Source organism: Ktedonobacter sp. SOSP1-52 (assembly GCF_016587395.1).
This window is the reverse complement of sequence record NZ_BNJH01000001.1, coordinates 777,633-798,124: the sequence shown is the minus strand read 5'-3', so window position 1 is coordinate 798,124 and position 20,492 is coordinate 777,633. Positions and strand designations below refer to the sequence as shown.

Below are 20,492 nucleotides of genomic sequence, written 5' to 3'. Positions count from 1 at the left end.
CATAGGTGCCAGATTTATCGCGCACAAAGCGATTTATCGCAGGAATATCGCGTGATAGGTGCCTAATCATAACAATATGGTGATAGATGCAATTTAACACTGTATTATATAATTGGTTGCAACCCGGTATTCCTGCGATAAATCGCCTTGCGCGCCGTAAACGGGGCACCTATGAAAGAGAGGCGCTTTCGTTTACGGTGCGCCGTTTTAGGCCTTGATATGCTCATCCAGGGGGAGCCAGACTTGCATGGGGCCAGCTTCGCGGTTGCCCCAGGCGTAGTAGGGGATGGCGGTGAGCTGGACCGGGCGATAGCGTTGTTGGTTGCCCTGGTTATGGGGGCGATAGAGTTGTCCCTGCGATTCCTCCTGGACCTGTTCGTAGGCCTGGGTATGCAGGATAACGATCCCGCCCAGGAGCTGCGTCTGTGCTTGTGCTTCCCAGTGGGTTTGACCTGAAAGGACAATATCCCATACATCGACGGAGCCGTGATCGGCCTGCTCAAGGCAGTAGACCAGGGGGCCGCGAACGATGGCGACGCGGCCACGGTTGCTGGTAACATGGGGATGGCTCTCCAGGAGGCGAACCTCCAGGGGCAGGACAATTTTAACCTCATCGCCTGGCTGCCAGGTACGTTTGAGCTGGACATAAGTTCCTGGTTTGATGGCAAGCCCCTCGACAGGCTGCTGGTTGACCTGGATCTGGGCGCCTGTCGCCCAGGCGGGTATGCGCACGAAGAGGGCAAAGGTCTGAGGCTCCTGCATCTGGAGTTTGACGCCAATCTCTTCATCCCAGGGATAGTTCGTTTGCTGTTCGATGGTAATGGTCTCTCCACTGGCCCAGGGAATCTGAGCGGTGTTGCTGGCGTAGAGATGCAACCAGATGCCCTCCTCCGAGGTGCTGTAGAAATAGCCAGGGAGCGAGGCGAGCAGGCGCGCGATATTGGGGGGGCAACAGGCCGTGTCAAACCAGGGCTGGCGGCGGTGTTTGCCACGATCCGCGAGGGGATTCTGGTAAAAGTAGAGTTTCCCATCGAGCGAGCTACCCGCGATGACGCCATTGTAGAGCGTTTGCTCGATCACATCGGTGAAGCGCGCCTCGGGCCTGGCCTGGAGGAGGCGCCAGTTCCACATGACGCTGGCGATGGCGGCACAGGTCTCTGTGTAGGCCCGTTCATTGGGGAGCTCATAGTTCTCACCGAATGCCTCACCCTCCCAGCGTGATCCCACGCCGCCTGTCACATACGTCTTGCGTTCGGTGAGATTCTGCCAGAGGGTCTCTTGCGCGTGGTCAAGGGCCTTTTCCCCTGTCTCAAGGTAGGCGTCGGTTACTCCTGCGTAGAGGTAGAGCGCGCGGACGGCGTGTCCCACAACTTCCTGCTGCTCGCGTACCGGTAGATGATCCTGGCAATAGGGGGAGCCATTGAGGACAGGCGGCTTCTGACCACGCTGGTCGATGAAGAACTGCGCCTGTTGCAGGTAGCGTGGTTCGCCAGTCTCGCGGGCCAGCTCGACCAGGGCCAGCTCAATTTCGGGATGCCCACAGGTTCCCGGGCGTCCCTGGGGACCAAAGACTGAGGCGATATTATCGGCCACGCGAGTCGCCACATCGAGCAGGCTGGTCTTGCCAGTTGCTCGGTGGTGCGCGACCGCAGCCTGGAGAAGATGGCCCGCGCAGTAGAGTTCATGCAGATCCGTGAGATTGCTCCAGCGCTCGGCCTGGCGCTCAAAGGTAAAATAGGTGTTTAGATAGCCGTCATCATCCTGAGCTGAGGCGATAAGCGCGGTCACCTCGTCAAGCTGCTGCTCTAAGCGTGCGTCGGGAGTCTGAGCGAGCGTCCAGGAGGCCGCCTCCACCCATTTGTAGACATCGGAGTCGTTGTAAAATATGCCCCTGAATGGAATCGAGTTATCTCCAGCCGCCCGGCGAAAATTATCGAGTCGCCCGGTACGCGCGGATAGTTCGTATTGCTGTGGAAGCGTCACGGTCTGATTGATATCACGGCGTGGCTGCCAGAACGTATCCGTAAGCTGTACGTTGCTCAGGCTAACCGGGTGTAATCTGGCCTGTGGACTGCGCCGAGTATCGACAACAAAAGCGGTATCCTGTTGCTGTGGGTTGAAATGACGGCTAAAAGTCATTGTGGGCAAGAGCCTTTCTGGTTATGAGATCTACCAAGTAGGTGCCGACGCTGCTAGGGCACGCGTTTACATACCATGATACGACATTCTCCGCCCTATCATATATAGACGTGTGCTCTAGCAGCGTCGTGTTACTCTTTACTGTTGCATGGGTGGCAATTGCTCAGGATATTGAGCCTCGGGGGCTTCGTGTGGCTGAGGCTGAGCTGAATTCTGCGAAGGATAGTAGTACTGTTGTCCGCCTTCCTGATAGTTTGCTGGTGGAGCCTGGTAGCCCTGGTCATATGGCTGATAGTAGGGTTGCTGCTCTTCTGACTCGGCGGGTGCCTGGTTGAATTGCTGGGGAGGCATGTAGGGCTGTTGATAGTTCATGCCTCTATTGCGACTGGACATGAAGAGGCCCGCCCCGATCAACAGGAGGACGAGCACGCCCAGGCCGAAAAGTATTGTAGAGATGTGGTGTGTAAAGTAGACGACGGCGATGATGATCAAGACGATACCGAGCCAGCCACCTCTGGACCGTCTATAGCTTCGCCTGTAGGCGCGCCTGGCGTTCCTGGCCGCTCTCCGCGCGTCTCTTGGATCTCCGTATTGCATGAATGTGCCTGCTTTCCTCTATGATGGGTTGAGCTTCAACGCTTGACCCTAAAATTCTATGATTTCGATACCTTTATTACCAGGAATACGAATGTCTCGCGCTTTGGTTGTGTATGGAGGCGTCACTTTCGCGCCTGTGGCGCATGCTTTGTTGGTGTAGTGCGTAGTGGCAGCCTGCGACTGCCACTACGCACTACACCAAGCCTCCTATACCTTGCGAGCGACGATAAAGAAGGTGTGGAAGGGAATGTCGAGCATACCATCACGTTCAAAGATGGGCTGAATTTCAACGAGCTTATCAAAGTAGGCGTCGATGGAGAAATCGGGTACCTCCCAGGGAATGGCCTTGAGATAGTAGACAAAGGCGCCCAGGTCGAGAAAACGCGTGGTATGAAAGTGCTCATGCTGCTCTATAATCTGCCAGCCGTGTGCACGCAACTCATGGGTAGCATACTCCAGGTTCCAGGCGGGTTTGTGGGGTGCGCCCTCGTAGGAGAGCAGTTCCTTCTGGCGTCCGAGTAACTCATGGATGCGCACATTGGCCTGATCGCCAACCTGCTGCGTGATGAAGCGCTGACCCGATTTTAAGACGCGCAACACCTCGCGTGGATCGTAGCTCCCATGGCGATTGATAATAAGCTCCAGCATATTGTCGGCGAAGGGCAGTGTTTCGTCATCTACGGCATAGACGGTGGCCCCCAGGGGATCAAGGAGCCGATGGGCCATGGCGAGATTTGGTGCGTAGCCCTCCGTGGCATAGGCATATGGTATAGGATATTGCTTGAGCAGCTCGGCGAATTTTTCGCCACCACCAGTACGCATGTCGAGAATGGATTGTGTCTGCTGCATGGAGGTTTGTACAGCCCTGATATAGTCCCACGCCTTAGGTTGGGTCGATACATCTACCCTTCTGCCGTCCAGGTACGACCAGTCCCAGTAGTCGAAGTGGTGGTTGTATTCGGAGACGAGGTAATCATAAAGGGCCTGGGTGTCGCTGTCTCGCATGTTGGTTTCTCCTTGCAATTTGTAATGTTAATGTTGACGAAAAAAGACCGTGAACATCCTGCCCACGGTCTTGCTGGGAGACACAAGCCGGCCCCAAAAACGCAGAAGGCCGTGGGCAACTTTTTTCGCCCACGGCCTATGTCTACCTGACTGCTACGCGCTTTTGCTTCTCAACAACAAAGCATGGCTAAAAAAAGGCAGAGTGCGGCCATGGGCGGGAAGCTGGTTACCCTGTGTGGTTGTGCCATTGATACCTGGCGTCTGCGCAGGTATTCCGCCGCTGAAGGCCATCTGTAAAAACTACCTTTCTTGAGAGCAACCCCCTCTCTTTGCTATATATAGAGAGAAGAGCATATAGAGCTTAACATGCTAAATATGTTCCTGTCAACGCGAAAAGATAGCACTAGCATGGCTATTTCTTGACATTCTTTTACCCCTGCCCCTATACTATCTATAAGTAATGATCTAAAAAGTATTTTAGTAATTACTGTTTTCTTCCCCTAGAGATTTGATTGCTATTCAGGTTCTCTTCTTGTTAATCTTCTGGGATGCTAGAATGTTTGTGTGCAGGGGGAATTTGCACAATATTATTGCTGGCTTGTAGCGAATAAAGGAGTGTTCGTATGCCTTCGTCAATGTATAGACAAAAGCTGTATTTCGCTTATACTCCCTGGCATCGGCGGCGCTTTATATGTAGCCTCTTCTTTGTCTGCCTCATGGTGATATTGGCTGCCTGCTCTGGCGGTCCCACAACCAGTTCGGATTCAGGAACGCAGCCCACTTCTCAGGCGCTCACGCCTACGCCATCGCCGCATAAAGGGCCAGCGGCCGGAACGATACTCTACAAGGCTGATTGGGCGCGTGGTATTGCTGGTTGGGAGGGGGCCACGGGTTGGCAGGTCCAGCATGGAGAGCTTTATTCTAAAAGTGATGAGGATGATGCACTTACCATGCCCTTTGTTTCCCCTACAACTATGTATGCTGTAGAGGTTCACATTCAGGTTATGCATTATAACGCGCCCAACGGCGGTAGCTTCAGTTTCTTTGCGCCGCATAATGGGGCAATTGATGGCTATAATGCCGGGGCGAGTAATCTGCTCTCCAAGTTGCCGACTATTGGAGGTCTTCATCCCCAACTCCAAGCCATGATTGATCCGCCTGCCAACGTGATACAGAGCCAGCCTCCCTTTGATTACGATCCGCGCATGGAGCCACATGTCTACCGTTTGGAGATCCGAGATAACATCTTAGAGTTTTTCGCCGATGGCGTAAAGGCCTTTACTGTGGGCAGCGCATCCTCGCCCAATCTCTCTCAAGGACCACTGCATATCAAGTCGCATGGCATTACCCTGCGTGTCAGCAGCCTGACAATCACCGCTTTATAGACTTCTTTTCCAGGCTAGACTCATCAGCTCGCAAGCTCGCCTCGGGTAAGGGGGTGTTGGTGTGAGCAGCGGCCTTGCCGCTGCTCACACCAACACCCCCTTACCCGTGAGCGCCGCAGGCGCTCACGGGTCATATATATTTATGCACTTAAAGTGATATACTCATGGAGAGCTATTTATGGAGATATGCATCTAAATGTAGGCATTATAAAAGAGAAGTGGACGCTTTAGTGCCTGCCTCTCTTTTATAATGCCTATCGTATGTTTGCGGAGATAGAAGCTTCGGCGCGTGCTTGAGCAGCGCGGTGCCGCGCAACATCGGTCGGGAGATGGTTTCAATACGCTTCTATGCTTCGCTTCTCTTCATCAGTAGACTACGTAGTAGGAGGATATGCTGATGAAGAAAATCCCTCAAATTACTATCGCGTTCTGGATCATGAAGATTTGTGCAACCACTCTTGGCGAAACGGGTGGTGATCTTTTATCTATGACCATGCATGTTGGCTATGCCATTAGTTCTTTGCTTTTCATTGGGCTGTTTGTTATTACTCTGACGACGCAACTTATCTCAAAGAAATATCACCCTTTCCTTTACTGGAGCGTTATCCTTTCAACCAGTATCGCTGGTACTACCATGTCAGATTATATGGACCGCACTTTAGGGCTGGGCTACGCGAAAGGCTCCCTCCTTCTCTGCACTCTTTTGCTAGCTATCTTTGTGATCTGGCGCTTCAGTAAAGCTTCTTTCTCGGTGAACAAGATCACCACGGTGAAGGTTGAAATCCTTTTTTGGACGGCAATCCTCTTTTCAAATACCCTGGGGACCGCGCTGGGTGATTTCCTGGCAGACGATTCCCATCTCGGATTTGGGGGAGGCGTGCTGCTCATTACAGGTCTACTAGCGCTGATAGTTTGCGCAGCTTTTTTCACCAGGATCTCCAAAACGCTCTTGTTCTGGATGGCATTTGTTCTCACGCGTCCATTCGGTGCGACAATGGGTGATCTTCTTACAAAGTCACATGTACAAGGCGGCCTGGGATTTGGCACTATTGGCTCATCTTTGATCCTTGCGGCGATCCTTTTTGTATTCATCCTTATTACGTCTCGTCCGGAAATTCCTCACGAATCGGGTGTACAAGCTGGCTTGTTGAAACAAAATTGGCGAATGTTCACCAGGCGGTTTCGGCTCACAACGGGATTTAATAAAAAATGATAGAAGAAGTAATGGTTTTTCTCGCCATAGTATGTCCCAGTATGTATATATGGTGCGGCAATGCTTGTGGCACTGCCACACATCATGTGATAAATATTCTACCCGATAAAGACGGGCCAGCGCAGGAGCGTGCCGGCTATATATACCAGGCAGGTGAGAGTGTAAAAATGTGTGGACCAGAGAAGGAGCTTGTTCTTACTATAGGCGGCATACATGACGCCAGCCAGGATCAAGCCTAGACTGATACGACTGCAGGAGATCAGCTCGATATAGGAATAATGCGAGAGGAAGACAATGGATAGAAGATTGATGACCCAGGCGAGCAATAGGGGGGACCAGCGCCGCTTCCAGATCTCCCAGCCCGCCAGCAGGCAATTAGCTAGCGTGGGAAGGAACATCAGTAGCAGCAGGAGCCAGAATTTACGTGGGGCATTGGCAAAATAAGTAATTCCTGCGAAGGGAAGGCGTTCAAAGGAGGGGGCAAAGCCCAGGCCACTCTTGCCGAAAATCAGGACAATGGCCGCAAGCCAGAGCAGAAGCGGTAAGCCTCCCAGCAGTGTCATAGGGATAAGATCGCGCCAGCGGCGCTGGAGAAGAAAGGCCACGCCATAGGCCAGCGGAAAGAGTATCGCAGTTTCGCGGGTCAGGGCCGCCAATCCCATGCAGAGCGCTCCTAGCCAGACACGTTTCTCCTGGGTAAAGAAGATGCCCAGGCAGAGCAGAAAGACCATGAAGGGTTCTGCTGTATCGAACGTGAAGGCCGCGAGCTGGCCGAAATAAAGACCTAGTGCCAGGCTGAACCAGGGCGAGACCTGGCGTTTATGCAAGATATGAGCCACAATCGCTACACTGGCGACAATCGCTATCCCATTGGAAAGCAGTATAACATAGGGGACCAGGGCTGCGTTCCCCAGACTGAAGGCGAAGACGAACAGGGGATAGAGGATGCGTTGATAGCGATAGGGGGCATTATCCATGAACTGGTAGGCATGCCAGGGGTCATGGGCGAGCTGGTAGTAAAATTGACCATCGTAGCCCCAGGTGCCGCTGGCTTTATGTTCACTCCAGACAGTGCCCAGGTGGACAAAATCTAGAGCTGTATAGCCGCGCAGAACGACCAGCAGGCCTACCCATAAGATATAAAGGGCAGCGACAATGAACGCAGGCCACCAGGCTGCCAGCACTTCTGAGCGCCCCGAGACCTTTGCTACTCTATGTAGCGGTGATGTTAGCATTACAAGACTCCAAACTACTCTAAGTAAAATTCATGCATCGGCACATGTATATTGGAAGCATGCGCTAATCGCCAATCATAGCCCCTTCTATGGAGAAAACAAAGAGTGCTCTACTCTTTCCCTAACCATTGGCCTGTGTGACAAGCGGGGCACTTGCAATCTGAAGCATCTGCTCCCCCAGTTTCCGCAGGGCCTCGCGGAGTTCTGGTGGCTGGTGGACGACGAAGGGGATGTTGAGAGACATAAGGTAACGGGCCTGGCTATCAATGTTGTCGTATTCGGCCTGGAACAGGACTCCATTGGCTGTGGGCGTGAGCGTGCCATAAGAGGCTGGAATCTTCTGCTGCATGGCATAGAGCGTTGCCTGAAACTCGACTTCAATGCGCCAGCGAGCCGATCCCTGGGTATACTTTTCCGCCATGTAGGCGCGACAATCAAAGTTCCCCTCGCGCTCAAATATTTCTTCCAGGGCTACTACCTGTTGAATACGATCCAGGCGAAACGTGCGGATATCTTGCCGCAGGCAGCAGTAGCCGATCAGGTACCAGTGTCCGTCCCAGCCTATCATACCGTATGGCTCAACCTTGCGGTTCGTTGTTTGGTCGCGATGAGAGCGATAATCCAGCGTAATTCGCCGCTGTTGGGCGATGGCCTCGCTTATATTGATTAAGAGTGAGACATCGGGTTGTGCATCCTTTTGGGGTGAGAAGAAGAAGAGGTGAGAGGCAACGGCGTTCAGGCGGTCCCGCGCCCGGAAAGGGAGCACGCGCGAGACCTTCGCCAGCGCGCCCTCCACGGCTGCCGATGATTGCCCAATCTCCAGCCATGACGTGCCCAGCAGGCCAAGCATGATGGCCGTAGCTTCTTCCTCTGTAAAGATTAAAGGCGGCAGTTTGAAGCCGGGGCGGAGACGGTAGCCTCCATGGCGTCCAATGTTGGCCTCGACGGGAATGCCAGCATCCTGGAGGGTGGTGATATAGCGCCTAACCGTGCGCACATCCACCTCCAGGCGTGTAGCAAGCTCGGGACCAGTAATAAAGGGCTTAGATTGAAGTAATTCAAGAACAGTGAGAACCCGGCTGGTCGGATGATACATGCTGTGCGTGACTCCTCGCGTGGTTCCGCTACTGGCGTACGCGGCTACTTGTCCAGGCTCTACAGTAGCCGCGTACGCCAGTAGCGGGCTACTCAGGCACGCCACACCCTCCTATCCTAATCTAAAATACTCTTAAAGGAGGGCTGGTTCCGTCCTTCTTCCATAGTAAGATGTGAATAAGAGAAAAGTCAAGGAAAGAGAGAAGGAGACACGATGTCTGAGCGTATTTTGACCCTGCGCGAGTTGAATCGCGCCACCCTGGCACGCCAATTCTTGTTGGAGCGGACAACGCAGTCTCACCTGGACGTCATTACAAGCCTCATTGCTATGCAGGCCCAGGTAGCCAACGCTTCATATATTGGTCTCTGGACGCGTTTGCATTCATTCCAACGTGAGTCATTAACCCAGCTCCTTGAACACAGGCAGCTCGTAAGGGGATCATCACTTCGTGGTACTCTACATCTCATGACGGCGGAGGATTATATCCTGGTCCATCCTCTCATCCAGCCCGCATTGAGTCGTAATCTTCGCCTCTTTATAAAGAGGGCGCAGGGCTTTGATCTGGAGAGATTTACCGATATGATGCAAGCATATGTGCGCGAGCAGCCACGGACGGGGCTTGAGTTGCGTATGAAGATGGAGGAGTTTTCTCCTGGGATGGGGACTCAGCAATTAGCTGATGCCATAAGAATACATATGGCGCTCATCCAGCCCATTCCCGCGGGGACCTGGGGTTTTACTGGCAGACCTGCTCATACCGAGGCGGCTTCCTGGCTTGGGCGCTCAATAGTTGGCTCAGAAGGGGATATGCAGAGGCTTGTCTTGAGGTACCTGGCAGCGTTCGGTCCGGCAAGTGTGCAGGATATGCAGACCTGGTCCGCACTTACCAGGCTCCAACCCATTTTCGACAGCTTGCGGTCAGAACTGCTCACCTTCAGGGATGAGCAAGGGCGGGAGCTCTTTGATCTGCCTGATGCGCCTCGACCACATGCGGATACCCCTGCGCTTGCGCGCTTCCTCCCCGACTTTGATAACCTGCTGTTCTCGCACGCTGACCGTCGCCGGGTCATCTCCGACGAGCATCGTTCTTCTATCTATATTGGCAATAGCCGATGCACGGCGTTCCTGATAGATGGCTTTGTGCGTGGACGGTGGCGGCTTGAGCGCCGGACAGCATCCACCGCGCTCGTGATTGAACCAGTACGTGAACCACTTTTACCCTCAGAGCAAGAGGCGTTGTATAGTGAGGGAGCAAGCCTCATGCGCTGGATCTTGGATGGTGCGGAGGCATTTGATATACAATTTGGCTCTGTTGTGGGATAGCCTGCTACTGGTGTGCTGGGGCCTGGACAAGTACCGCGTACGCCAGTAGCGGGCTTCTAGCTATTCGACTGAGAGTATGACCTGTTCGGGATCGCTGACGAGATCGGTTACCTCGCCGATGCGGCGGAATGGGACCTCGCTCTGCTGTGAGAGCGTTTCCCACAGGGCGGGATCGATGGCGGCGAAGAGGCCACCGGAGGTCTGAGGATCGAAGAGAATGGCCTGGGCGTACTGATCGACGTGCTCACCGATATGGACATGAGAACCGACTGAGCGCATGTTGCGGGCCGTGCCACCCGGTGTGCAGCCTGCTTCGGCATAGTGGCGAACATTGGGCAGCAGGGGGAGCGCGGCGTAATCGAAGCGCATACAGGTCTTGCTCTGCGTCGCCATCTCCCAGGCGTGCCCCAACAGGCTAAAGCCGGTAATGTCCGTCGTGGCGTGTACGGCTGGACCGGCCTCGACCAGTAGCTCGCTGGCCCGCTTATTGAGCGTGGTCATGGATGTGACCGCGGCGGCCATGTCGCCCTCGTGGACCAGGCCGCGTTTCTGAGCGGTAGTTATCAGGCCCGTGCCTAGAGGCTTGCTGAGAACCAGGATATCACCGGGTCTGGCGCCGCCTTTTGTGAGGATACGTTTAGGATGAACGATACCCGTGACGGCGAGGCCATATTTCGGCTCTTCATCAGAGATTGAGTGTCCGCCCGCGATGGCTCCGCCTGCTTGCTCGACCGCCTCCATTCCTCCACGCAGCACCTCACTGAGAATGCTGGTATCCAGAGACTCGGGCCAGGCCACCAGGTTGATGGCCATAAGCACCTGTCCACCCATGGCATAAACGTCGCTGAGAGCGTTGGTGGCCGCGATAGCGCCAAAGGTATAGGGATCATCCACCACAGGCGGGAAGAAATCAGCGGTGCTGATGACGGCCTGCCGCTCGCTGACCTGGTAGACGGCGGCATCGTCAATCGCGCCAAGGCCGATGAGCAGCTGTTCTGGCACGACACGCTGGCGTAGCGGCTTCACGACCTGGGCCAGCATATCCGCGCCGATTTTGGCGGCGCACCCCGCGCAACTGGCAAGCTCTGTAAGCCGGACCGGCTGTTGTATGCTCATATAGAAATTTTTCCTCTCCAGGAAAATAGCATGAAACGGTGTTAGCTATAGAGAAACAAAAGTATACTCTTAGTAAATCACAAAGAGAGATGCAGCCTCAATAGAAAGCGGATAATCCCCTTCTTCTCGTCTTTATCCCTTCCCGCAGAATAGGTGATGTGGAAATGTATTTGAAATGATAATCACAACTTTAAAGTGAGCTTAGACGTACATGCATAGAATATATCTGGAAATGAGAATGTAAAAAAAAGTAGGAGGAATCTATGAATCCGCCTGGTAGGCCTTCTTCACTCAAACGCTTCTTTATTACGCTAGGCATCGTGCTTCTTGTAACTCCACTGTATACCTTCCTGGTTGGTGAACTCTTCGCGTTTAATCCTACAGCAGTTGTTTTGCTTGTAATGTTTTACCTTATCGGGGTAGTACTCTGGCTTGGCATCAGCGCCAGGCGTGTAGGCGCAATTTATGTTATGTTGCATATAATTGTTAGCATACTGGGGTTGGGTCTTGCTCTAGCTCTTTCTGCGTTGTCGCCTTATAATGGTCCATCCGTAGCGATTACCGTTCTGATTATCGCGATTCTCTTCCATATCATATTAGCCATCCTCGCCCCGTTCATTTTTTCATTGCGTGAGCGTGTGGCGTTCTTCCATGTGTCGCAGCAGCCTCAACAGCCACAGCCCGCTCCTCAGCAGCAGGGGCAGCAAGTGGTCTATCAACAGATTGTGTATGTGCCTTATGATCCCAACTCGCCTGACGCACCAAAAATTCCTGCTATCCCACAGATGCCTCCTATCCCGGCTCAACCGCAGAATAATTATCAGGAGGGATATCGCCCTGCCCAGCCACAGCCCAAAGAAGAGTACAATCACTATCAGGAGGGATCGCGCACATATACCTACCCAACTGGCCCAACCCAGAGCCAGGTGAGCACACAATACCCTGAAGCGTAAAGAGGCGTAATTCGCTGTGTTTGGGAAAACGGATAAGAGCCAACTGCTATGCGGTTTGGCGCGAGGCTACCTGGGCTGCGACCTCAAACTTGTTGGCGAAGACGCGGGGGCTGCAATAGACATTGCGCCGGGCGAAGGGCTCGGGTGCCTCTTGTTTGAGGCGTGCCTGCACGTGTGGTTTGCGCGCGCCCAGGCCAGTAAACCAGGGATCAGACAGGGTATATGCGGGAGCGTGGACCCAGCCGGGAACAGTGATGTCGGCCTGTAAGCAGAGGAACTCGACGGCGGCGGCACAAAAAGCCGCCCACTGGTGATGCTCCGGGTTGGTCTCAGATGACTGCTCTATAGCTTCCTGCACCAGCTCTGAGCGATGCTCCACGGCATAGCAATACCAGTAGTTGAGGAAATCGCCCAGGGCATTCCATGGACGCTCACCTTGAACGATCTGACGGTAGGTTGTCTGCATGCTTTGTATTTCAGCCCACATTGTCGAAGTTCCTCCTGTCTTCGTATCTATTATAACATGGATCGAAGGAATTTTTGCCTATTTTGAAGATTACGCAAATAAGTCATCAAATGTAGCTTGAAGATTACACTCCTTCTGCCACTCGGGTGTTGCATAGCGATCCACTAGCGTTTGTGCTTGCGCACGTGTTTCGACGCCAAGCTGCTCGCAGAGGGCTTCGATATCGTCTTCGTCGCGTGCACGTCCTGCCAGCAGTTTCAGGGCCAGAATATACTCGGCTTTTGGCACATAGATTTGCAAGTTGGTATAGGCACGCCAGAGGGTGATGGGCCCCATCTCAGGTGTGAAGGAGGCCACGATATCATTCATCCAGTCGCGCGTCAGCTGGTAGCGTTTCGCTACGGCATTGATAGCTGAGCGAAACGCCTTGGTTTCTTGATTGGGATTCATGGTATCGGGAAAATCGAGTGGAACCACGTCGATATCCTTGGTTGAGGCTCGATTTTGCACAAAAAACATCATATAGACCCCCCCCACCACCGCCAGGCGGACGGGCTTGCGTACCTTTGCGCGCTTCTCCAGCTCCTCGTCCAGCGCCTGCAAATAACGCTCAATCTCGCTGCCTTCCACTATAAAATGGTGCCATGCTCCTCCCCATGGCTAAATCCAAGGGGAGGAGCATGGCACACTCCTTTCTGTTGGTACGCGTAGCCATCGGATCGTTGTACACAACGCATATATTTGGGGTGAATATCGACCTTTCCCATTCGAAACGAAGGCCGATGGCGAATAGCTATCCTTCCTTCAAATGTTTCCTTGGGCGTCATGGCTTTGACTATATCGCCCGTTTGATATCCAAGAAACGTCTTTTTGCGTTGTTTATGTTGTTTGGGGAACCCATACTTATCTGTGGAGCACATTTGCCTGTTCCCATGGCCTGCGGCTGCAATGAGCAAAGGGACTACCCCTTTATGTACAATAACATCAGGCGTACTCTTACCCACACAGGCAGCATCCAGCCAGTGGGTTTTTGGCAAGCCTCTTGTGGTACGGTTATACTTGGTTAACCCGCCACTGCCACACTCGATAGGCAAGCCGAAGGTTTTCAGCCGTTCAAGTAATGCCCATCGCGTGCTATTCACAGCGCTGGCATCCTTGAGGGGCTTCTTTACCTGAGCGAGAATACGTTTCAAAACATCAGGCTTCTTTTTTAAGAACGCTTCGATCTCCTGCGTGCCTTTGGTGATATTGCATGGCTCACAGGCCAGCGTCAGATTGCTTATCCTGTTGGTGCCACCGTTGGCGCGAGGGTGGATGTGCTCCACTTGCAGGGGAACATTCTTTTTGCCACAATAGGCGCAGGTCCTTTCCCACTTGTCGAGCAAGTATTCCCTGACTTCGTAGCCTTGGAGTGTGCCTTGTTGATATTCCACGCCTGTTATATCGGGATGCTCCAGCAGTTGCAGATCAAACTTGACCAACTCCTGGCTGAGAGCAGCTATGGGGGCGTAGCGGCAGAGGCGAGCCACCCACGTCAGAATATTGTCAAGGCGACTTTCTAGTGAGGGCGGCAACCATCCCTTCTTCCTTTTTCTATTCTGAAATCTTGGTTTACGATAGCGAGTTTTGCGCTGTCTGCGGCCGCGACGAACAGCACGACGGCTATCCAGGCTGTCTTTAATCACGTGTCCTCGATGCGAGAGTTCAGCCGCAAAAACAACGTTTCCGTTGGCATCATTGACCAGGGCAATGCCCGTTGTGTTGCTGCCAGGATCAAGCTTGAGGCGCAAAGGCTGTATTTCAGGTTGCTCGACTACTCGTTTGAGAATGATCGTGAACGGGTAATGTCTATACACGGCTGCTTGGCCCTGTGTGAGCAAGAGCCTCGCCCGTGCTGGATGCACGGGATTCAATGGTTTGTAATAGCTATCAATCACAAAAACATTGCTCAAATTGAGCCTCCTGTTTCCAGGGTAATGGTTGCCTCGACAAAGATAGAGGGCGGTACTTTTCTCCGAGCACTGCATAGACCCCGCTTTGCTGTTTAACCCAGAGATTCTAGGGCTACAGGCTGGCACGCACCCGTAGGTAGGAACTTCAACACTTCACCTCTATCGTAGCTTGATAACTCCGTAGAGTCCTTGCTAAGTCTGGACAAGTCCAGGCTTGCTTTCACAAGCCCCTGCCTTTAGGCATGGGGTACCTGACGTCGCTCGCATCCTTTCCATTAGCCTGTCCTGCCAGGGCCGTGCCTGGCTATGTCAGGGGATGGATCATATTCCCGTGTCTCTTGTTGCAACAAGTATCGCATACGGCAGCGAGATTTTTCAATAAAGCCGGGCATTATGCTTCTGGTCCCTCTTTTTTGTTTTGCGTCGTCGCGGTAGTTGTTCTACCGAGAACATAACCTGCAATGGCAGCGAGAATGGTCGAAATCTCTTTCCCTTCCAGAGAGCCCAGAACGCCAAGTATCAGGAGGGTGAAGATGATGACGATGACCGTACTAAACTCCAGCAGGAAGGTCCAGCCGCCTCCGAGCAAGGAAATATCCATTGCCTGGGGAACTATCTGCTCGGCACGTTTGAGGGCTTCGGCTTCGGCCTGCTTGGAGAGATCCGCGTAGCGCTTGCGCTCCTCTTGCTCCCAGGTACGGCACCTCCCAAGAATATCAAGTCGTTTCTTCTCCTCATCCTCATCCTCTTTGGTTAAAGACGCGCGTTGATCTCCGAATCTATCTTCATAGGATACCCATTTTCCATCTTCCCATAACTGCCCAATATTGCCAAATTTTGGGGGAGGGGGGAAATTGGGATCGAGTGGTCCCGTAGCCGCCCGATCATGCAACTGTCGCAACAGAGACTGCATTTCCTGGCGCTTGACGCTATCGAGAAGGAATGTGCGCATATAAGCTGAGGTCTGGAGGCGGCGACCGAAGAAGAAAACCATCCAGATACAAGTGAGGCAGGCGATGACCATGACAACGGCTAGAATCGCGGATTGAATGGAGAGTGTTGCGGGCATAACCAATCCCCTTCCCTGCAATGTCCCATAACTAACATCTTGCGCTTGACCCCTCGCGCCTGCGGCGCTCGCCTACTGGTGGTGTGCCCTGGCAGCCTGCGGCTGCCAGGGCACACCACCAGTAGGTAAACGTGTCGGGCGTCAATAAATTACGCCTGAATCTCCAGTTGTAGAGGGTTATGCTTGTCCAGGGCCTGGGCCGCGGTCATGCGTACCCTGGGGTGAGGCCAGTCCAGTAGCTCGACGAGCTTATTGATCAGTAGTGGGCCAGGTCCGGGCATATAGCCGATAATCTCGGCTATATGGGCCTGCTGAATTGAGCCAAGTAGCTCACCCGTTCCTTGTCCCAGCAGGATGCGGCTGGCCTCCTCCACCACTTCACGTAGCATTTCGGGATGGGTCTGTTGCAGGCATTTGATGGCATACATACAGCCTCTAGCATCTCCAAGCAGAGCCTTGAGCGGCTCTCGTGGGACGCGTTCGCCCAATGTGCCGAGGATGCCAAGCGCTGTCTCGCGCACAAAGTAATCATTATCAGCCAGGGCTTGCACAAAGAGTTCGGCAGATTCAGCTACCCCCCACTGAGCCAATGTCTGTAGGGCTGCTCTGCGTACATAGATGTTGCTATCCTGGAGCAGTGGCATGATTGCATCAACGGGAGGTGGGTTATCGTGTGGCAATGACTGCAGGTATTCGATGCCCATTCGTCGTATATGTGCCCGTGGGTCCTGGAGTGCTTGCATGAGTAGTTCATATGGAGGCTGCTTCCCAAGTTTCGCTAAAACCTCTACCGCAGTTCGGCTTATACGTCGTGACCCTAGCAAGGCACCAGTGATGATGGGGATCGGGGCGCGTTCTCCCTGTTCACCTAGAGCCTGTAAGGCTGCTCGGCATACCTCCAGGTTCTTGTCGCAGAGCGCCTCTAGCAACACATCAAGCGGAATTTTCTCTCCCAACGTACCCAGTATCTCGATCGCCGCGACTCGCACTGTCCACTTGTGATCATGCAGCGCTGCCAGCAGGCGTTCCATGGGCATGCGTTTGCCTAGCAGCCTGACAGCGGCTGTGCGCGCGATATTTTCCGGGCAATCCAGAAGTGGTAAGAGGAGGTTTTCAGGAATCTCCAGCTTGCTCCAACTTAGCACGCGCGCGGCCGTTTCACGCACTTTTTTATCCCTGTCTTTGAGCTTATTGAGCATAATCTCTATTGGAAAATGGTTCCAGTGGTGCCTTACTGCATACAGAGCTTGCTTGCGTGTCGCAGTGCTTTTATGTTCTAAAAGCTCTAGCAATAACTTGACTGGAGTTCTTTCCTTCAAGATATGTAACAGGCTGATGGCTTGAAGATGTACTGATGCTTTACTGCTGTTGAGAGCATCGATTAAGGTTTCAGAGGGTATGTGCTCATATAACTCACTTAACGCTGTTATCGCACTGTCGCAGTAGTCCCAAAAGAGCCCGTCGGCATCGTATAAGAGAAATTGGAGCAAGGCTGGTACTGCCTGTATATCTCGGCGCTTGCCCAAGTAAAACGCTGCTGTTTGCCTAACTCTCTCATCAGGGTCTTGTAAGGCCGTAATGAATAGGTCAACAGGCATTTTCTCTTGTGTCTTTAATGCGTAAAGTACCCTATAGCGTATACGGGGATTTGTATCCTTGATTAAGGCTGCGATTGGCTCAACTGGTAATTCTCGCCCTTGTTCTCCATGTGCAGCGAGTTGTACAAGAGCTGTCCAGCGAACATCTGCTTCACTATCTTGAAGGGCTGCCAGAAACACTTCTACAGGCGCTCTATCTCCTAGAACTTCAAGCAGTTCGAGGGCAATCATGCGATTGGTAGGAGCGCCCTTTTGCAGAATTTCTGTAAGTTTCTGAACAAACTGGGCTACTTTTTGGGGTTGCCATTGCTGGGCTTGTATTGCTAGAAGGTGTTGAGCCTGGGTACGGAGAGAGCGCTTTAGCGCAAAAGAAGCACGAAAGATGGGTTTGTATGGCGCCTCTGGCCCTTGCGTTTCCAGAATGGTAAGAGCGGCTTGATAGACGATAAAAAGAGGCTCTTGAAGGCTCTCTAGCCATTGCTCGTCTGTGATCCAGGGCTTGAGGGCCTCGACGGTTTCTGCCGCAGCTGCGCGGACATATTCGCGTTGGTCCAGAAGGGCTACGAGGATGGATCTGCGCGGGGCCTTTTCCTGGAAAGCGACGGAGCGACGCAGGGCGGCAATTTTGACGCCTGCATTAATGTGGGAGAGCTGGGACGAGAGCTGCTGAAGAGCCTTGGGGTCATCGAGCGAGTCGATATCTGTCATGTATGATGCAGCGGGAAGTAAAGCATGTGCTGCGCATGCTGTGAATTAATAAGGGACATACCGCCCCTTGATATTGCTTTTCTGAGTATAACGTGAGCTTCTCTTGCTTGTCAAGCTCGGGATGCCGCATGAGCTGAGCACAAATAGCTAAAGTAAAGAGGTATAGAAGAAGTGGTAGGTGCATGCACCTACCACTTCTTCTATACCTCTTTAATACCTTCCATCGTCGTAGCCCTGAGGTGGAGGGATGATGCTACTGGGTGAGGAGGGCATATTGTGATCGCGGAGAGCCTCGCAACAAAGGGCCAGGCTCATCAGGTAGTCGTCGTGCCCATCAGACTCGTCCACGTACATATTCATGAGTCCCTCGGCGGGTACCTCGTAACGCGCGTGGCGTAACTGATGCCAGCACTGCTGGTAGGTGGCGTTAGGAGCGCCCTCCTGGCGATAGATGCTGACGCGGCCTGCGTTTATAAGGCCAAGGAGATGGTAGGTGAGCTGGGACTTGCTGGCACGAGTGAAATGGAAGGAGCGAATGCGTTCAGTGCCCAGGCGTGTGCTGAGCAGAGAGGCCAATCCTTCACCCAGACCTGTTTTATCGACAACGGTGCGCCGCACATTCCACTCCTGGAGGATGCGCGAAATCGCAGCATACTGGTCGGTATATTTCATTCCGGTCCAGTCGTAGTGTCGCACAATGCGTAGCTCGGGTAGGCCGAGATCGTTAATAGTGACGCGCCCAATCGTCAGGATGGTGCTATCGTGCTTGCCAGCGGGCTGACCAGGGCGCGCATGCTGCTCACCAGCTATATCGAGTCCGGCCACGTAAAAGCCCTCGGCTGGATCTGGAGTAGCCTCCCAGGTGTGCTGGCCTCGCAAGAGTGAAACTTGCAGGTCGTTGAGCAGGTACCCTGAACCGAGAATGGGCAGCAGGCGATACTGGGTACGAATACTGATATGGTCCTCGCCAAGACGCTTGATCTCGCTCTCGACGTAGCATTTGTAGTGGTCATTGATGGCTGCGAGTGTGCGCCAATCATAGGCAAAATGGCGCTGGCGACCATCCTGGCGCTCAAGCTCCAGGTTATGGGCGCGCATGCGTGCCAGGAGCGTCTCTTCAGACCAGGCGGTTCCGTAGAGAACGGTTGTGGCATTAGTCGTGCTGGCCATAGGTCTGAGATCAGTATCATACTTGTTTGGATCAATGCTTTGCGCCTCATCGATCTCCAGCAGGAGGGAGGCGGTCGCGCCAACGATGCTGGCACCTGGCCCGGCGGAGAAGAACATCACGCGTGGCCCCGTCTGATAGGGAACCTGTTCGCGCCTGGGAGCCATGCCTATTGTATAGCCAAAGTGTTTCCATACGCGATTACGCATAAATGGGTTATCGAGCAGGGAGAGCAGGCGTTGGCGACTATTGATAGTCTGGGGTTTATAAGTGGGGGCAGCCTTGACGATACTGCCCTCTTGCATACAGAAGAGCAGGTAGGCCTCAAGGGTGGCACTGAGCTGATTCTTGCCCATCTGGCGGGCAAACATGACGGTGAAGGTATCGCCTCGCCCTTCGAGTACGCTCTCTAAGATGGCATCGCCTACAAGTTCCTGGTAGGGGTAGAGTGGTTTGCCCAGGACCTCCCGGGCAAACCAGCCCAGTCCAGGCCGCTCAGGCCAGGAGGGTAATATGAAATGTTGCTGCTGGCGTTTAGACATAGAGCACCTCTTCATCCCCATCACAGCGCACAGGTCAATGGTACCTGTGCCAGTTTTCCAGCTACATCATCACGCCTAGGATTTTGCTATTCTACTTCTAGTATACCTGATAGAATTGTGTTGGATGCACTACTTATTTATTGTTCGGGTAGGTTCCGTGGACCCTGGTAGGGGTGCATATCGGTGGAAGCGCTAAACTCCTGATAGCTATTGCCATAAGCATGTGGAGCGCTTGACATGGTAACTAAGGGCGTTGGTGTTAGATCTGGCACGCGCTCCACTGGTCTGGCTGCTTGCTTCACTGTGAACTTGCGCTTATCAGAGATCAGAATCCAGACAGAGAAGACGAGAAGCGCACCACCTAACGCCATAATAGGGAGACCAAGGGTCCAACGATTATCGAAGTAATCATCTGGATGATCCTGGTGCTCCTGCGTCCCGTAGACGGTTTTCTGACCGCTGGCATTAACCTGGGCGATGTAGGTAAGTTTGTAGCCTTTGCCTGTCTGTCCATCGACATTGACATTCTCCAGTGCATCACTACGATAGATCATGTCCTCAAGCCGAGCGCTACTATCAAACTCTACAAACTGCTTGAAGTCGCCGGTCTGAGCAATGTAATAAATAGTGTTGTGGCAATCTTCACAGTGCAAATAATAACGGCCTTCCTCGGCGTCAAGTACAATATGGTAGGTCCCAGCGGGGGCGTGATCATACGAGACCGCATGCGATTGTAGACCATAAATAATGCCCGCGATCAATACCAGCGAACTACCAATAATACGTCCCGAATAGGTGTTGATAAATAGCATAAGCAAACGCGCCAGCGAGTACCCTCCCTGAGCGCCGAATGCCATCCTGCGCATAGACATTGCTTATTCCCCCTGCATTATATAGGTATTCTGTCAATAAAGAACTAAAGGGCCT

Annotated in this window: 17 protein-coding genes; 4 read left to right on the top strand and 13 right to left on the bottom strand. The window is 53.2% G+C overall.

Annotated elements, in window-relative coordinates; genetic code table 11:
• Positions 1-207 precede the first annotated feature (207 nt).
• The 3 genes from JMJ16_RS03625 to JMJ16_RS03615 all read right to left on the bottom strand — a co-directional run bounded on the left by JMJ16_RS03625 (position 208) and on the right by JMJ16_RS03615 (position 3,741).
• On the bottom strand, positions 208-2,139 hold the full coding sequence (locus JMJ16_RS03625) for a glycoside hydrolase family 127 protein (RefSeq protein ID WP_201378476.1): 1,932 nt from the start codon (positions 2,137-2,139) through the stop codon (positions 208-210).
• A 138-nt stretch (positions 2,140-2,277) separates the two neighbouring features.
• Positions 2,278-2,736, bottom strand: a complete 459-nt coding sequence (locus JMJ16_RS03620) for a hypothetical protein (protein WP_201378474.1) — start codon at positions 2,734-2,736, stop codon at positions 2,278-2,280.
• A gap of 207 nt (positions 2,737-2,943) precedes the next feature.
• Complete coding sequence (locus JMJ16_RS03615) at positions 2,944-3,741, bottom strand: hypothetical protein (protein WP_201378469.1); 798 nt, start codon at positions 3,739-3,741, stop codon at positions 2,944-2,946.
• Between the two features lie 623 nt (positions 3,742-4,364).
• Between JMJ16_RS03615 and JMJ16_RS03610 the strand changes: the two genes are divergently transcribed.
• Complete coding sequence (locus JMJ16_RS03610; RefSeq protein ID WP_201378468.1) at positions 4,365-5,126, top strand: hypothetical protein; 762 nt, start codon at positions 4,365-4,367, stop codon at positions 5,124-5,126.
• Positions 5,127-5,523: 397 nt separating this feature from the next.
• Positions 5,524-6,339 carry a hypothetical protein gene (locus JMJ16_RS03605; protein ID WP_201378467.1) on the top strand — a complete coding sequence of 272 codons (816 nt, stop codon included), beginning with the start codon at positions 5,524-5,526 and terminating at the stop codon, positions 6,337-6,339.
• A gap of 98 nt (positions 6,340-6,437) precedes the next feature.
• Here the strand turns inward: JMJ16_RS03605 and JMJ16_RS03600 are convergent, their stop codons facing one another.
• Entirely contained in the window at positions 6,438-7,574 is a 1,137-nt protein-coding gene (locus tag JMJ16_RS03600) for an AZOBR_p60025 family cell surface glycopolymer formation protein (RefSeq protein WP_201378466.1), read from the bottom strand.
• A 121-nt stretch (positions 7,575-7,695) separates the two neighbouring features.
• Positions 7,696-8,775: a YafY family protein gene (locus JMJ16_RS03595; RefSeq protein ID WP_236601175.1), complete on the bottom strand. Its 1,080-nt coding sequence runs from the start codon at positions 8,773-8,775 to the stop codon at positions 7,696-7,698.
• Between the two features lie 108 nt (positions 8,776-8,883).
• Between JMJ16_RS03595 and JMJ16_RS03590 the strand changes: the two genes are divergently transcribed.
• The gene (locus JMJ16_RS03590) at positions 8,884-9,993 is read left to right on the top strand and encodes a winged helix DNA-binding domain-containing protein (protein ID WP_201378465.1); all 1,110 of its coding nucleotides are present in this window, start codon (positions 8,884-8,886) and stop codon (positions 9,991-9,993) included.
• A gap of 60 nt (positions 9,994-10,053) precedes the next feature.
• Here JMJ16_RS03590 and selD read toward each other — a convergent pair whose 3' ends face one another.
• The gene (selD, locus tag JMJ16_RS03585; RefSeq protein ID WP_201378463.1) at positions 10,054-11,109 is read right to left on the bottom strand and encodes a selenide, water dikinase SelD; all 1,056 of its coding nucleotides are present in this window, start codon (positions 11,107-11,109) and stop codon (positions 10,054-10,056) included.
• Between the two features lie 263 nt (positions 11,110-11,372).
• On the opposite strand from selD, the gene JMJ16_RS03580 reads away from it, so the two are divergent.
• The gene (locus JMJ16_RS03580) at positions 11,373-12,062 is read left to right on the top strand and encodes a hypothetical protein (protein ID WP_201378461.1); all 690 of its coding nucleotides are present in this window, start codon (positions 11,373-11,375) and stop codon (positions 12,060-12,062) included.
• Positions 12,063-12,108: 46 nt separating this feature from the next.
• Here the strand turns inward: JMJ16_RS03580 and JMJ16_RS03575 are convergent, their stop codons facing one another.
• From JMJ16_RS03575 to JMJ16_RS03545, 7 genes are all read right to left on the bottom strand, one after another.
• Positions 12,109-12,549 carry a hypothetical protein gene (locus JMJ16_RS03575; protein WP_201378459.1) on the bottom strand — a complete coding sequence of 147 codons (441 nt, stop codon included), beginning with the start codon at positions 12,547-12,549 and terminating at the stop codon, positions 12,109-12,111.
• A 69-nt stretch (positions 12,550-12,618) separates the two neighbouring features.
• The gene (locus JMJ16_RS03570; protein ID WP_201378457.1) at positions 12,619-13,158 is read right to left on the bottom strand and encodes a DUF6036 family nucleotidyltransferase; all 540 of its coding nucleotides are present in this window, start codon (positions 13,156-13,158) and stop codon (positions 12,619-12,621) included.
• Complete coding sequence (gene iscB / locus JMJ16_RS03565; protein WP_201378456.1) at positions 13,158-14,480, bottom strand: RNA-guided endonuclease IscB; 1,323 nt, start codon at positions 14,478-14,480, stop codon at positions 13,158-13,160. Before iscB ends, JMJ16_RS03570 begins: the two co-directional genes overlap by 1 nt.
• Positions 14,481-14,871: 391 nt before the next feature.
• Complete coding sequence (locus tag JMJ16_RS03560; protein ID WP_201378454.1) at positions 14,872-15,549, bottom strand: hypothetical protein; 678 nt, start codon at positions 15,547-15,549, stop codon at positions 14,872-14,874.
• A 149-nt stretch (positions 15,550-15,698) separates the two neighbouring features.
• A complete protein-coding gene (locus JMJ16_RS03555; RefSeq protein ID WP_201378452.1) occupies positions 15,699-17,855 on the bottom strand; it encodes a HEAT repeat domain-containing protein in 2,157 nt (718 codons plus the stop codon).
• 210 nt (positions 17,856-18,065) lie between these two features.
• Entirely contained in the window at positions 18,066-19,565 is a 1,500-nt protein-coding gene (locus JMJ16_RS03550) for a hypothetical protein (protein WP_201378450.1), read from the bottom strand.
• A gap of 137 nt (positions 19,566-19,702) precedes the next feature.
• Positions 19,703-20,437, bottom strand: a complete 735-nt coding sequence (locus JMJ16_RS03545; protein ID WP_201378448.1) for a hypothetical protein — start codon at positions 20,435-20,437, stop codon at positions 19,703-19,705.
• Positions 20,438-20,492 lie beyond the last annotated feature (55 nt).